Origin of the sequence: Prauserella oleivorans, from assembly GCF_042685745.1 — a bacterium.
GTDB classification, from domain to species: Bacteria; Actinomycetota; Actinomycetes; order Mycobacteriales; family Pseudonocardiaceae; genus Prauserella_A; species Prauserella_A oleivorans.
The window spans coordinates 2725152-2739308 of sequence record NZ_JBHUNT010000001.1 but is presented as its reverse complement, the minus strand read 5'-3'; the positions used below and the strand labels follow the sequence as shown (position 1 = coordinate 2739308).

Sequence of the window (14157 nt, the reverse complement as noted above, 5' to 3'; positions counted from 1 at the left end):
GCTCGTCCCCGGGTCAGAAGGCCGCGCGCAGCGCCGCCTCCCCGCCCACGACCGGCACGGTCACCGACGTCTTCCGGAGATCGATCGCGATCCCGGCCCCGGGCGCCGGGCGGAGGGTGAAGTCGTGGTCGCTGGAGAGCAGCACGAACTCCAGCCGATGCCCCGGAGCCAGGACATAGTCCTGGGGCTGCAGGTCGAACGACACCCGGTACGGCGTGCCCGGCCGGATCGGGTCCGTGCGCGCCCGGTCCTTGCGGTTCTGCGGGTCGGCCCAGCCGCGCGTGATGACCCGGGACCCGCCGTCCGGCGCGCGATCCACCAGCACACCGGTCACGTTGGCCGCGGGCCGGTCGAACGTGACGCGCAGGTCGACCGACGGTGTGCCGCTCAACCGCACGGGCTCTCGCGCCGGACCACTCGCGTACGCCAGCCGGTTCGGCGACGTCGCCATGTCGACGAGTTGCTCCACGGTCTTGCCGGCGTCGTCGGTCAGCCGTTCCACCACCGGCCCGCCGTGCCATGGCCCGTGCACGTCGAGGCCACCCCGCGCAGGGCCGCCGGGCCGCAGGTGGACGGTCGCGTCCCGCGCACCCGGCGCCGGCCAGTCCACCTCCTCCGTCCACGACATGTCCTCACGCTGCACGGTCGCCTTCGGCTCGTCGGTCACGCCGTTGTCGATCCCGTACAGGTAGTGCGAGAACCACCGGTTCAACGTGCGCAGCCAGGCCTCCTGGCGGACCACGTACGGGTCGGTGTGGCCGGCCTGGTGCAGCCAGATCTTGCGCTCGACACCGTGTCGCGCGAGCGCCTCGTACCATGTCGAGACCTGGCTCAGGGTGACGTTCCAGTCGCTGAGCCCGTGCACCGCGAGCACGGACGCGCGCACCTTGCCGGCATCGTCCAGATAGGACCGTTCAACCCAGAAGTCGTTGTCGTCGCCGGTGACCCGATCCTGCCGGCGGGCGAGCTCCTCGATGACGGGGCGGCAGATCTCGGTGTCGGCACGGGTGTAGACGTACTCGGCGAGCACGTCGGCGTCCTCGCCCTGGTACCCGCCCGGTGCCACCACCGCGCCGTTCTCGCGGTAGTAGTCGTACCAGTCGGAGATGGCGGCGATCGGCACGATCGTCTCCAGTCCCTCGACACCCGTGCTCGCCACCGCGTTGGGCAGCGTTCCGTTGTACGACACTCCCATCATGGCCGTCTTCCCGGTGGTCCAGTCCGCCACCACGGAGGCGCCCGACGCGTCCCGTGCCGTCGCGCGCCCGTTCAGCCAGTCCACAACGGACCGCGCGCCGATGGTCTCGTTCTCCCCGCCCGTGGTGGGGCATCCGGTGGACGCACCGCTGCCGAGCGACTCGGCGTACACCACGGCGAAACCACGCGCCAGCAGGTAGTCCTCGTACCGCCACGTGATCTGCGGCCGCGGTTTGCCCGGAACGTAGAGCTCGACGTCGACGTCGTGGTTGGTGATGGCGTTGCCGCCCGCGAAATACGGGCTGGCCTGATACACCACCGGCACCCGCAGTCCCTGCTCGGTCGCCCGCGGACGGACGATCTCGACGTGCACCTCGTCGGCGGCTCCGTCACGGTCGCTGTCGACGGGCGCGCGTACCCACAGGCTCTCGCGGACCACGTCGGCCGGATCGAACACCGGCTGCGCCTCGCCGCCCGCGAACACGGGGCGCGGTGGCGGCTCGGCGGCCGCCATCGGAGCGAGGATCGGCAGGGCGACGACGGCGGCGAACAGAACGGCCAGGCGCGTGGCTCTCAACGGGACCCCCAGTCGATCGGCACAACGAGTGGCTCGACCTTTCCCCCGGCCCTGGACCGTGTCAAGAATCCGGCTCGCATTCCGGGGCGGTGTTACCCGGTTGCGCGTTCAGGTCGTGCGATGTTTACGCACAGTTGACGCCGAACGTACTGATCGAATGCTGCGATTGGCCGGGTGAAGCCTCGCGCGCTCGCGGTCGGGCTGTCGGCGGCGGTCCTGATCGCGGTGGGCGTCACCGCGGCGGCCCACCACCCTCCCGGCGAGCCCGCCGGTCACGCGACGACCACGGCACGCGCTCCCTACTCGGCGGGCGTCCTCGCCCGGCCCGCGGAACCCGCCGCACCGCCACCCACCCCGGCCTCACCGCGGGAACAGGCGAACCTGGCCGCCGCGGTCTCCGACGCCGTCAACGAGGTCGTGCCGGGCACCGACATCGGCCTGGCCGTCTACGACCGCACCACCGAATCGATGCTGACCAGCATCAACCCCGACGAGCAGTTCTACACGGCGTCGGTGATGAAGCTGCTCATCGTCACCGAGGTGCTCAGGCAGGCCGGGTGGCGCCTGCCCGCGGGCGAGGACCGCACGGAACTGCAGGTGATGCTCTCCGGAAGCGCCGACTGGGTGGCCAACGTGCTGTGGAACCGCCACGGCGGCACCGAGATCGACCGCAACGCGGCTCACCTCATGGGTCTCACGGGCACCACGCCTCCCACCGACCCGGAGCAGTGGGAGATGACGCGGATGACCCCGCGCGACATCGTGACGGTGTACGACTACATCGACGAGAAGATGCCCGCGACGGCCGGCGACTTCGTGCTCGACGCGCTCGCCCGCACCACCCGCATCGCCCTCGACGGGTTCGACCAGCACTTCGGCATCCCCGCAGCACTGCCGAACACCGCGTGGGCCATCAAACAGGGCTGGATGGAGATCGACAACGGCGTGGTGCTCAACACCACGGGCGTCGTCGGCACGGGCGGGCGCTACATCGTGGCGCTGTTCACCCTCCAACCGGACGGCACCGGGTTCGACTCCGCCAGCGAGGCGGTGACGGCCGGCATGGCCGCGCTGGCACCCACGCTCGCCGGTCGTCCGCCACGCTGAGCTCACCCTGTGGGGTGAACGCCGCCGCCCGAAATGTAGGCCTCCAGCTGTTCGCGGTTGAGCTCCAGCTCGTCCATGCGTGACTTGACGACGTCACCGATGCTGACGATGCCGCCGAGCCTGCCGTCCACGAGCACCGGGACGTGCCGGATCCGGCGCCGGGTCATGACCTCGCTGAGCTGGTCGACGGAGTCCTCGGGAGTGCAGGTGGCGACGACCGAGGTCATGATGTCGGCCACCGGGTGTTCGAGGATCACCGGGCCGTGCTCATGCAGGCGGCGCACGACATCACGCTCGGACACGATGCCCGCGACGGTCCCGTCCTCCGCGACCACCACGAGGGCACCGACGTTGTGTTCCGCCAGCCGCGCGAGCAGCTCGCCGACCGTCACCCCGGGGGTGACGGTCGCGACCGCCGACCCCTTGCTCCGCAGCACATCGGCAATGCGCATGACACTCCTCCTCACCCTGGCGGTGAGCCAGATCACACCAGGTTAGTGAGTGTCCGCGGAAGGTGAAAGCCCGAGACCGGCGCCATCGGCCCTCCACAGTGGACGGCTCCCGCCCGCGTCGCCGAAACTGGCAGACTGGATCGCATGACCGAGGCGACATCCCCCCTGGACGACGACCCGTACCTGTGGCTCGAGGACGTCACCGGTGACCGCGCACTGGAGTGGGTCCGCGCGCGCAACACCGAGACCGCCCGTGCGCTCACCGGGGGTGACCGATTCGAGCTGCTGCGCGGCCAACTGCGTGACGTGCTCGACGCCGACGACCGCATTCCGTACGTGGTGCGCCGCGGCGACCACCTCTACAACTTCTGGCGCGACGCCTCCCATCCCCGCGGCCTGTGGCGGCGGACCACGCTCGAGGAGTACCGCAAGCCCGAGCCTCGGTGGGAGCTCCTGCTCGACGTCGACGCGCTCGCCGAGGCCGAGGGCGAGAATTGGGTGTGGCAGGGCGCCTCCGTGCTCCGCCCGGGCTTCCGACGCTGTCTCGTCGAGCTCTCCCGGGGTGGGGCGGACGCCGTTGTCGTGCGCGAGTTCGACCTCGAGCGCCACGAGTTCGTCCCGGACGGATTCCGGTTGCCCGAGGCCAAAAGCACGGTCGGCTGGATCGACGAGGACCGCATCTACGTCGGCACGGACTTCGGGGACGGCTCGCTCACCAGCTCGGGTTACCCCAGGCTCGTCAAGGAATGGCGGCGCGGGACACCACTGGCCGAGGCCGAGCTCGTGTTCGAGGGCAAACCCGACGACGTGTCGGTGCGGGCCTATCACGATCCCACGGAGGGCTGGGAACGGGACCTGGTGCGCCGCAACGTCGAGTTCTACCGCAGCGAGCTGTACCTGCGCACCGACAGCGGTCTCGTGCGCATCGACGTGCCGGACGACGCGAGGGCGTCGGTGCACCGCGAGTGGCTGCTCGTCCACCCGCGTACGCCGTGGGGCCGCTATCCGGCGGGCGCGCTGCTCGCGATGCGGCTCGACGAGTTCCTGGCGGGCGAGCGCGAGTTCACCGTGCTGTTCGAGCCCAACGCGCACACGTCGCTGGACTACTACGCCTGGACCCGCCACCACCTCATCCTCGGCACGCTCGAGGACGTCAAGACGCGACTGCGGATGCTGACGCCCGGCGACGGCGGCTGGCGCGACGAGCCGCTCACCGGCGTTCCCGAGGTCGGCACGGTGGAACTGATCGACACCGAGCCCGACCACGGCGATGAGTTCATGCTGAACGTCACGGGCTTCACCCAGCCCTCGGCGCTCGTGCGGGGCGTCGTAGGCGAGGAGCTCGAGACGCTGAAACAGGCCCCGGCATTCTTCGACAGCGACGGGCTCACCGCCGAGCAGCACTTCGCCACGTCGGCGGACGGCACCCGCATCCCGTACTTCGTGGTCGGCAGGCCGGACGCCGGCCCCGGACCCACCCTCCTCACCGGCTACGGCGGCTTCGAGGTGTCGCAAACGCCGTACTACAGCGGCATCATCGGGCGCGGGTGGCTGGCTCGGGGCGGCACCTACGTGCTGGCGAACATTCGCGGCGGCGGAGAGTACGGGCCCGACTGGCACAACCAGGCCGTCAAGGAGAACCGGCATCGCGTGTACGAGGATTTCGCCGCGGTGGCGGCGGATCTCGTCGAGCGCGGGATCACCACGCCCGCTCAGCTCGGCATCCAGGGCGGCAGCAACGGTGGCCTGCTGATGGGCGTCATGCTCACGCGGTACCCGGACCGGTTCGGCGCCATCGTCAGCCAGGTGCCCCTGCTCGACATGCGCCGTTACCACCTGCTGCTGGCCGGGGCGTCGTGGATGGCCGAGTACGGCGACCCGGACGAGCCGGCGGACTGGGCCTACCTCGCGCGGTACTCGCCGTACCAGAACGTCCGCAGTGGACAGCCGTATCCGCCCGTGCTGTTCGTGACGTCCACACGGGACGATCGCGTGCACCCGGCACACGCCCGCAAGATGGTCGCCCGCATGCGGGAGTTCGGCTACGACGTGCAATACCACGAGAACATCGAGGGCGGGCACGGCGCGGCGGCGGACAACGCCCAGCTCGCATTCAAGTGGGCCCTGGTGTTCGAGTTCCTCTGGGAGCGGCTGGCGCCCGGTCAGAACCGCTGAGCGAGGAACTCGGCGAAGCTCAGCCGTCCCTCGGCATGCTCCGGCGTCAGGTTGTGGCCTTCGCGGAGCGCGGTGGCGATGCGGCCCGGCACCCGCACGGGCACGGTCCGGCGGTGCCGGCCACGCGCCTCCAGGTACAGCCGGGTCAGCTCGGGGAGTTCGTGGATCTCCGGTCCGCCGAGGTCGGCGACTCGGCGCTGAGGCTCACCGGCCGCGAGCCCGGCGAGCCGATCCGCGACCTCCGCGGCGTGCACCGGTTGCAGGCGGACGTCGTCGGGCACGACCGCCAACGGCGGTGCCGTGAGTGCCCCGACCAGCCGGAGCGTCAGGTCATGGAACTGGGTCGACCGCAGCACCGTCCAGCCGATCCCGGACTCGGCCACGGCCCGTTCGGCCTCGAGCTTGCTCCGGTAGTACGACAGGGGAATCCGGTCGATCCCGACAATCGAGACGTACACGAAGTGCGGGCAGCCGGTGCGCCGCATCGCCGCCAGCACCGACCGGGCGAGCCGCACCTCGCCGCCCCGCACGTCGGTCGCGCAATGCACGACCGCAGCGGCACCGTCCACCGCGTCGTCCATACCCCGGCCCCGGCGATAGTCCACAGTGGCCCATTCGTACGGGAGTGGTCCGCTCGGCGCCGGCCGCCGGGTCGCCACGCGGACCGCCTGCCCACGCTCCAGCAGGCTCCGGACGACCTCCCTGCCCAGCGTGCCGGTCGCGCCGGTCACCAGGATCGGATCGGTTCCCATGCGTGAGTCATACGCGCGGCGGCACGTCCCCGCAACACGTGCGGCGGTCTCCGGCCTCACCCGCTGAGATCGGGTACATCGGACGACGCAGGGCCGGAGATCGGCGAACGACCTCCGGCCCTGCGCGTCATCGGCTCAGCGCGTCAGCTGCAGCCCGAGGTGGCGCCGCAGCCCTCGCAGGCGTAGCACGAACCGGCCGGGCGCATCTTGGTGCCGCACGTCATGCACAGCGGCGCGTCGGCCGCCTTGCCGAGGTGCAGTTCCATCAACTCGGTCGTGGTGTGTGCTTCCCGCGCCGGGTCCTGAACCTGCTCCCCGGAGTCCGAGGACGACGTCGCCGGACGCGAGCCGCTCGCGTCGACCGTGCTCCGCAGCGCCTCGAGATCCACGCTGTCCGGCTCGGCCGCCCCGCCGCCGTACTCGGATTCCACCTGCGCCGAGCGCTCGTCGGCGGTGAAGATGCCGAGCTGCGCCCGCTTCTCGTACGGCAGGTAGTCCAGGGCCAGCCTGCGGAACAGGTAGTCCAGCACGCTGGTGGCCATCCGCACGTCCGGGTCGTCGGTCATGCCCGCCGGCTCGAAGCGCAGGTTCTGGAACTTCTGCACGTAGAACTCCAGCGGGATGCCGTACTGCAGACCCACCGAGATCGACATCGAGAAGGCGTCCATCACACCGGCGAGCGTCGACCCCTGCTTGCCGAGCTTGACGAAGATCTCGCCCAGCCCGTCGTCCGGGTACGAACCCGCGGTCAGGTAACCCTCGGCGCCGCCGACCGTGAACGACACCGTCTGGCTCGGCCGCTTCTTCGGCAGGCGCTTGCGGACCGGCCGGTACTCGACGACCTTTTCCGGCTCCGCCTCGGCCTTCTCCTTCTTGCCGGACGACAGCGGCTGGCCGACCTTGCAGTTGTCCCGGTAGATCGCGAGCGCCTTGAGCCCGAGCTTCCAGCCCTGGAAGTAGATCTCCTCGACGTCCTCGACGGTCGCCGTCTCCGGCATGTTGACCGTCTTGGAGATCGCGCCCGACAGGAACGGCTGGACCGCGGCCATCATGCGGACGTGGCCCATCGGCGCGATGGAGCGCTCACCCACGGCGCAGTCGAACACCTCGTAGTGCTCGCGCCGCAGCCCCGGAGCGTCGATGACGTGGCCGTGCTGCGCGATGTAGTCGACGATCGCCTCGACCTGCTCCTCCTGGTAGCCGAGGGAACGCAGCGCACGCGGCACCGCGTTGTTGACGATCTGCATCGACCCGCCACCGACGAGCTTTTTGAACTTCACCAGCGAGAAGTCCGGCTCGATGCCCGTGGTGTCGCAGTCCATCATGAAGCCGATGGTGCCGGTGGGGGCGAGCACGCTGGCCTGCGCGTTGCGCCAGCCGGAGCTCTCCCCGATCTCGATCCCGCGCTTCCACTCCTCGGTCGCGAGCGCCCGCACGTTCGCGTCGTTGGTGTGCAGCGTGCGGACCAGCTCGTTGGCCGCGGCGTGCTTGCGCATGACCCGCTTGTGCGCCTCGGCGTTGCGGGCGTAGCCCTCGTAGGGCCCGACGATGCCCGCCAACTCGGCGGACCGGCGGTACGACACCGCGGTCATCAGCGACGTGATGGACGCGGCGAGCGCGCGACCGCCGTCGGAGTCGTAGGCGTGCCCCGTCGCCATGAGCAGCGCGCCGAGGTTGGCGTAGCCGATGCCCAGCTGCCGGAACTTCCGCGTGGTCTCCGCGATCGGCTCGGTCGGGAAGTCGGCGAAGCAGATGGAGATGTCCATCGCCGTGATGACGAGCTCGACGGCCTTGGCGAACAGCTTCGCGTCGAACGAGCCGTCGTCGGAGAGGAACTTCAGCAGGTTCAGCGACGCCAGGTTGCAGCTGGAGTTGTCCAGGTGCATGTACTCCGAGCACGGGTTGGACGCGGTGATCCGGCCGGACTCGGGGCAGGTGTGCCAGTCGTTGATCGTGTCGTCGTACTGCAGGCCCGGGTCGGCGCACTCCCACGCCGCCTGCGCCATCTTGCGGAACAGCGGCTTGGCGTCGACCTCCTCGATGACCTCACCGGTCATGCGGGCGCGCAGGCCGAACTTGCCGTCCGACTCGACGGCCTGCATGAACTCGTCGGAGACCCGCACCGAGTTGTTCGCGTTCTGGTACTGCACCGACGCGATGTCCGAACCGCCGAGGTCCATGTCGAAACCGGCGTCGCGGAGCACGCGGATCTTGTGCTCCTCCTTGGCCTTGGTCTCGATGAACTCCTCGATGTCCGGGTGGTCGACGTCGAGCACGACCATCTTCGCGGCGCGCCGCGTGGCACCACCGGACTTGATGGTGCCCGCCGAGGCGTCGGCACCGCGCATGAACGACACCGGGCCGGACGCCGTCCCACCCGACGAGAGCAGCTCCCGGGACGACCGGATGCGGGAGAGGTTGAGCCCCGCGCCGGAGCCGCCCTTGAAGATCAGGCCCTCTTCCTTGTACCAGTTGAGGATCGACTCCATCGTGTCGTCGACGGAGAGGATGAAGCAGGCCGAGACCTGCTGCTTCGAGGTCGTGCCGACGTTGAACCACACCGGCGAGTTGAAGCTGAACACCTGGTGCAGCAGCATCCAGGTCAGCTCGTGCTCGAAGATCTCCGCGTCTGCCGGCGTCGCGAAGTAGCCGTTCTCCGTGCCCGCCTTGACGTAGGTCTTGACGACGCGGTCGATCAGCTGCTTGAGACTGTGCTCCCGCTCCGGGCTGCCCGCGGCACCCCGGAAGTACTTGCTGGTGACGATGTTGGTGGCGTTGATCGACCAGAAGTCGGGGAACTCCACCCCGCGCTGCTCGAAGTTCACCGTCCCGTCACGCCAGTTGGTCATGACGACGTCGCGCTTCTCCCACGTGACCTCGTCGTACGGGTGCACCCCCTCGGTGGTGAAGACGCGCTGGATGCGCAGCCCCTTGCGCGCACCGCCGCTCGACCGCTTCTTCGATGTCTTGGCGGCCTCGGCGCCGGCCCCCACGGTTTCTGTCATGACTCCCACTCCCGCGATTCGCACAAGCGGCGACTACTTCAGGCGTCGTCCGCGTTCTTCCCGCTGCCGGCCGAGCCGGCTGATTCAGCAATCGCCTGACGAAGGTCCGTGATCTCCTTCTCGAAGTCCTCGATCGAGGAGAAGGAGCGGTAGACGCTCGCGAAGCGCAGATATGCCACAGCATCGAGCTCACGCAGCGGGCCGAGGATGGCCAGCCCCACCTCGTGACTCGGAATCTCCGCGACACCCGTCGCCCTGATCGACTCCTCGACGCGCTGGGCGAGCTGCTGCAGCGCATCGTCGTCGACCGGGCGGCCCTGGCATGCGCGGCGCACTCCCCGGACCACCTTGTCCCGGCTGAACTGTTCGGTGACCCCGGAACGCTTGACGACGGCGAGGACCATCGTCTCCGAGGTGGTGAACCGGCGGCCGCACTTCGAGCACGACCGGCGGCGCCGGATGGCCTGCCCTTCATCCACCTCACGAGAGTCGACGACCCGGGAATCGGCATGCCTGCAGAATGGGCAGCGCATGTCCGATCACCTCCCTCACCACGCCTGGTTCGACGTTGTTGTCGTGCCGGCTCTCGTCCTGGGCGTCCGACCTCGGGCGGCAATCGCCTGGTGATCATTGTGTGGACACCCGGTGGGTGAAGGCCGACGAGCTGTGGATAACTACCTCGAGCCTACCCCAATTTATGGACCAACTACAGCCGTGTAACTACTACATGTAGGGGTTGACCTTAAGAGTCGGCCGTCCCGCACGCAAGCTGACACAGCGATCGAGCGCGTGATCACGGACATACCCACCGACACGGGGGACCCGGCGGGTGCACACCGGGAGACAGCGTGGGTCAGTTCCCGGCGGGCACCACCAGCGGCGTCCCCGGCTCGACCAGGGCACCCGTGAGCCCGTTGAGCTCCCGGATCCGCTCGACGACCGCGGCAGGCTCACTGCCCGGAGCGGTCCGTTCGGCGACATCCCACAGCGTGTCGCCTGCCCGCACCGAGACGACCGCCGTATCCGCCGGCACCGCCGATCCTCCCGTGTCCGCCAGCGCTCCGGCGAACAGGCCCAGGCCGACCACGCCGAGGAACACCACCACGGCGACGGCACCGAACGCGGGCCAGCGCGGGGACACACGCCGCGGCCGGCAGACACCCACCCCTCCGGGGCGCCGTCCGGCGACCACACGGCCACGGGTGGGCGGCCGGCGTGGCTCCGCCCGACGCGGCCGCAGCGAACGCGGGGACGCGGGTGACCGCTGCGGCCCGCGCGGCCGCGGGGGAACGGCGACATCCCGGCACAGCGCCGGACGACCGGCCTCGCGGACCACCCGCTGCAGGACAAGGGACATTGGGAACCTCCTCGAACATGCGTTCTATCGAACGCCCGTGCGAATGTGTACCACCCGGGTCTGACAAAATCGAGAGGACACCGGCGTGTCGATCGAACAAACGTTTGAAATCGCCCCTCATGCGGGTTAGCGTCGACAGTGGACAGCGCGCGGCAGGACGCGGCGCGCGCGAGCACAGGGCAACACGGGGCAGGCGAAGGCCCGCCGACGACTGGGAGGCGACGCGGTGGCACGCAAGAGCAACGACGATGCCGGAGGCGGCCGGGTGCACACCCTGCCCGAGGTCGAGGAGCCGGACGGCAGTCTGACCCCGCGCCAGCAGAAGGTGCTCGAGGTCATCCGCGAGTGGGTGGACCGCTACGGCTACCCGCCCAGCGTGCGCGAGATCGGCGAGGCCGTGGGGCTGACGTCGACGTCGTCGGTGTCGCACCAGCTCCGTGCCCTGCAGCGCAAGGGATACCTGCGCCGCGACGCCAACCGGCCGCGTGCGGTGGGCGTGCTGCCTGCCGACTCCGCGCGGAGCGAGGCCGTCGCCGAGCAGATGCCCAAGCCCGCGTTCGTCCCGCTCGTCGGGCGCATCGCCGCTGGTGGCCCGGTGCTCGCCGAAGAGGCCATCGAGGACGTCTTCCCGCTGCCGAAGGACATCGTCGGCGAGGGCGAGGTGTTCCTCCTCAGCGTCACCGGTGACTCGATGGTCGACGCCGCCATCACCGACGGCGACTGGGTCGTCGTACGCCAGCAGCCCACGGCCGAGAACGGTGACATCGTGGCCGCGATGATCGAGGGCGAGGCCACCGTCAAGACGTTCAAGCGCAAGGACGGCCACGTCTGGCTCATGCCGCACAACGAGGCCTACGAGCCGATCCCCGGCGACGAGGCGACCATTCTGGGCAAGGTGGTGGCGGTCCTGCGCCGCCTCTGAGCCGGAGGCGAACCTGGTGCGACGCCGTCGGAGACCAGGGCGCACCGGGTCACGCAGGCGTGGGCCGGCCCGAGCGGGCAGCCGGGTGACGCCGCCGAGGAACCTGCCGGCACGCGTGCGCCGGCCGTGCGTCAGCGGCGGCGGAGCTTGCCGACGCCGAAGACCAGGAGTGCGGCGACCGTGACGGCGATGGCGATGCCCGGCAGCGTGGGGATTCCGGAGCTGTCTGGCTCGGCGGGCGTCGCGGCGTCGTCCGCCGCCGCGACAGCGCCCTCACCGCCCTCCTCGGCACCGTCCCCGGCCTCCCCCACCAGTGCCGCGGCGTCCCGGACGACGCGCACCGGGCTGCCCACGCCCTCGCTGACCGACACCAGCGTGCCGTCCGGCTGGAACGCGATGGCCTCGCCCTGTGCCTCGTTCGGCAGCGGCACCCGCACCGGCGCGCTGCGCAGAGCGGCCACCACGTCGCCGTCCGGAACGCGGTACAGATAGGCGTCGGTGTAGGTCCGCAGGGCCACGACCGTTCCGTCCGGACTGGCCGCCGCGCCGGTGACCAGCACCGAACCCGCGCTGCCGAGCGGGCCTCCCGGCGTGCCGGTCGCCGACACGCTCAGCTCACCGACCTTCTCCAGCGGCGTCGGTCCTGGGCTCCGCAGCGGGGCGGAGGGCCGGTACACCGCCGAGGAACCGACCACGTTCTTCGTGATGAGGTACGGAGTTCCCGCGCGGTCGAGCAGCAACGCCTCCGCGTCGTGCGCGCCGTCGGGATAGGTAAGCCGGTAGAGCTCCGCACTGCCGTCGGGCCGGACCGCGTGCAGGGCCACCGTGTCACGATCCTTGTCGTTGTCGCCGGTGTCGCCGAGCCAGAGGGTGCCGTCCGCCGCGAGAGCCAGATCCTCCACATCGTAGGGGTCGGTGTCGTTCTCGAGTACGTCGACGACCGTGCAGTCCCGGTCGAGCACGAAGATCTCCAGGCTGGTGCCGCCGTCGTTCACGGCATACCAATGCCGGTCGTCGGCGGCCAGCCCGGAGACCTCGCTCAGATCGTCGTCGCCGAGTGAACAGACCCGTTCCGGCGCGGGCACCTCGCCGGTCGCGGGTACCGGCGCCAGGAGCAGGCACGCCACGAGAGCGGACACACCCACCGCCGCTCGACGACCGCGCAAGCTCACGCCAGTCAGATCGCCGAGCCGTGGGTGACGTAACGCTGCAGCGCCGCGGCCAGGTCCGGGTGCACCCGCGCCTGCAGGCGCGTTCCCTCCGGCGTGTGGTCCTCGGCCAGCACCTCACCCTCGGCGTGGGCCCGCGCCACCAGCTCACCGTGGGTGTAGGGCACCAGCACGTCCACGAGCATCTGCGGCCGCGGCAGCCGGTCGGCGAGCACCTGGACGAGCTTGTCGATGCCCTCGCCGCTGCGCGCGGACACGACCACGGCATCGGGCAGCAGGTGCGACAGCCGCACCAGGCTGACCTCGTCCGCGGCATCGGCCTTGTTGATGACCACCAGCTCCGGCGGCAACGGCTCGGACCGCTTCTCGCCGATCTCGGCCAGTACCTGGCGGACGGCCTGGACCTGCTCCTCCGGCGCGGGCGCCGAGCCGTCCACGACGTGCAGCAGCAGATCGGCGTCGGCCGCCTCGTCGAGGGTCGACCGGAACGCGTCCACCAGCTGGTGCGGCAGGTGGCGGACGAAGCCGACGGTGTCGGTCATCGTGTACGCCCTGCCGTCCGGGGTCACGGCCCGCCGGGTCGTGGGATCCAGGGTGGCGAACAGCGCGTCCTGCACCAGCACACCGGCGCCCGTGATGGCGTTGAGCAGGCTGGACTTGCCCGCGTTGGTGTAGCCGACGATCGCGACGCTGGGCACCTCGTTGGCGACCCTGCGGCCACGCTTGGTCTCCCGGATGGTGTCCATCGCGGCGATCTCGCGACGCAGCTTGGCGACGCGCTTGTTGATGCGCCTGCGGTCGGTCTCCAGCTTCGTCTCACCGGGACCGCGCAGACCCACGCCGCCGTTCGCGCCGCCGGCACGGCCACCGGCCTGCCGGGACAGCGACTCACCCCAGCCCCGCAGCCGCGGGATGAGGTACTGCAACTGCGCCAGCTCCACCTGCGCCTTGCCCTCCCGGGACCGCGCGTGCTGGGCGAAGATGTCCAGGATCAGGGCCGTCCGGTCGATGACCTTGACCTTGAGCTTGGCCTCCAGCTGCCGCAGCTGGCCGGGCGAGAGCTCACCGTCGCAGATCACCGTGTCCGCCCCGGTGGAGGCCACGATATCGGCCAGCTCACGCACCTTGCCGGAGCCGATGTAGGTCGCCGGGTCAGGCCGGGAGCGGCGCTGCACCAGCCCCTCGAGCACCTCGGAACCGGCGGTCTCGGCGAGCCTGGCGAGCTCCTCCAGCGACGCCTCGGACTGTGCGGCTGTGCCCTCGGTCCACACACCGACGAGCACGACACGCTCCAGCCGCAGTTTCCGGTACTCGACCTCGGTGATGTCGGTGAGTTCGGTGGAGAGCCCGGCGACCCTGCGCAGCGACGCACGGTCCTCGAGCTCGAGCTCTCCGGTCGAGAGCTCGCGGTCGTCGAATCCGGCCAGAACGGCACCGTCCTGCG

General features: G+C 70.3%; 11 protein-coding genes. 3 read left to right on the top strand and 8 right to left on the bottom strand.

Annotated features, from left to right (window positions below; translation table 11 throughout):
• Positions 1–13: 13 nt before the first annotated feature.
• Positions 14–1774, bottom strand: coding sequence for a Xaa-Pro dipeptidyl-peptidase (locus ACFSZT_RS13490; RefSeq protein WP_377388114.1), 1761 nt, complete (start codon positions 1772–1774; stop codon positions 14–16).
• A gap of 174 nt (positions 1775–1948) precedes the next feature.
• Here ACFSZT_RS13490 and ACFSZT_RS13485 point away from each other — a divergent pair, with 174 nt between their 5' ends.
• Positions 1949–2881 (top strand): hypothetical protein, encoded by a 933-nt coding sequence (locus tag ACFSZT_RS13485; RefSeq protein WP_377388112.1) that lies wholly within the window; start codon positions 1949–1951, stop codon positions 2879–2881.
• Positions 2882–2883: 2 nt separating this feature from the next.
• On the opposite strand, the gene ACFSZT_RS13480 is transcribed toward ACFSZT_RS13485, so the two are convergent.
• Complete coding sequence (locus ACFSZT_RS13480; protein WP_377388110.1) at positions 2884–3333, bottom strand: CBS domain-containing protein; 450 nt, start codon at positions 3331–3333, stop codon at positions 2884–2886.
• A gap of 144 nt (positions 3334–3477) precedes the next feature.
• On the opposite strand from ACFSZT_RS13480, the gene ACFSZT_RS13475 reads away from it, so the two are divergent.
• Positions 3478–5508, top strand: a complete 2031-nt coding sequence (locus ACFSZT_RS13475) for a prolyl oligopeptidase family serine peptidase (RefSeq protein WP_377388108.1) — start codon at positions 3478–3480, stop codon at positions 5506–5508.
• On the opposite strand, the gene ACFSZT_RS13470 is transcribed toward ACFSZT_RS13475, so the two are convergent.
• The 4 genes from ACFSZT_RS13470 to ACFSZT_RS13455 all read right to left on the bottom strand — a co-directional run bounded on the left by ACFSZT_RS13470 (position 5496) and on the right by ACFSZT_RS13455 (position 10406).
• On the bottom strand, positions 5496–6260 hold the full coding sequence (locus ACFSZT_RS13470; protein WP_377388106.1) for an SDR family oxidoreductase: 765 nt from the start codon (positions 6258–6260) through the stop codon (positions 5496–5498). The genes ACFSZT_RS13475 and ACFSZT_RS13470 overlap by 13 nt on opposite strands.
• 143 nt (positions 6261–6403) lie before the next feature.
• The gene (locus ACFSZT_RS13465; RefSeq protein WP_377388104.1) at positions 6404–9265 is read right to left on the bottom strand and encodes a vitamin B12-dependent ribonucleotide reductase; all 2862 of its coding nucleotides are present in this window, start codon (positions 9263–9265) and stop codon (positions 6404–6406) included.
• Between the two features lie 38 nt (positions 9266–9303).
• Entirely contained in the window at positions 9304–9798 is a 495-nt protein-coding gene (nrdR, locus tag ACFSZT_RS13460) for a transcriptional regulator NrdR (RefSeq protein ID WP_377388102.1), read from the bottom strand.
• 320 nt (positions 9799–10118) lie between these two features.
• The gene (locus ACFSZT_RS13455; RefSeq protein ID WP_377388100.1) at positions 10119–10406 is read right to left on the bottom strand and encodes a LysM peptidoglycan-binding domain-containing protein; all 288 of its coding nucleotides are present in this window, start codon (positions 10404–10406) and stop codon (positions 10119–10121) included.
• Positions 10407–10848: 442 nt separating this feature from the next.
• On the opposite strand from ACFSZT_RS13455, the gene lexA reads away from it, so the two are divergent.
• The gene (gene lexA / locus ACFSZT_RS13450) at positions 10849–11544 is read left to right on the top strand and encodes a transcriptional repressor LexA (RefSeq protein WP_377388098.1); all 696 of its coding nucleotides are present in this window, start codon (positions 10849–10851) and stop codon (positions 11542–11544) included.
• Between the two features lie 131 nt (positions 11545–11675).
• Here the strand turns inward: lexA and ACFSZT_RS13445 are convergent, their stop codons facing one another.
• Both ACFSZT_RS13445 and hflX read right to left on the bottom strand, forming a co-directional pair.
• Entirely contained in the window at positions 11676–12689 is a 1014-nt protein-coding gene (locus tag ACFSZT_RS13445) for a hypothetical protein (protein WP_377388096.1), read from the bottom strand.
• 32 nt (positions 12690–12721) lie between these two features.
• Positions 12722–14140, bottom strand: coding sequence for a GTPase HflX (hflX, locus tag ACFSZT_RS13440; RefSeq protein ID WP_377388271.1), 1419 nt, complete (start codon positions 14138–14140; stop codon positions 12722–12724).
• Between the last annotated feature and the right edge of the window lie 17 nt (positions 14141–14157).

Excerpts from the sequence above, each read along its gene's own strand:
- ACFSZT_RS13475 (WP_377388108.1), top strand. The coding sequence starts at position 3,478 with ATGACCGAGGCGACATCCCCCCTGGACGACGACCCGTACCTGTGGCTC.
- ACFSZT_RS13470 (WP_377388106.1), bottom strand. The coding sequence starts at position 6,260 with ATGGGAACCGATCCGATCCTGGTGACCGGCGCGACCGGCACGCTGGGC.
- nrdR (WP_377388102.1), bottom strand. The coding sequence starts at position 9,798 with ATGCGCTGCCCATTCTGCAGGCATGCCGATTCCCGGGTCGTCGACTCT.
- ACFSZT_RS13465 (WP_377388104.1), bottom strand. The coding sequence starts at position 9,265 with ATGACAGAAACCGTGGGGGCCGGCGCCGAGGCCGCCAAGACATCGAAG.
- ACFSZT_RS13480 (WP_377388110.1), bottom strand. The coding sequence starts at position 3,333 with ATGCGCATTGCCGATGTGCTGCGGAGCAAGGGGTCGGCGGTCGCGACC.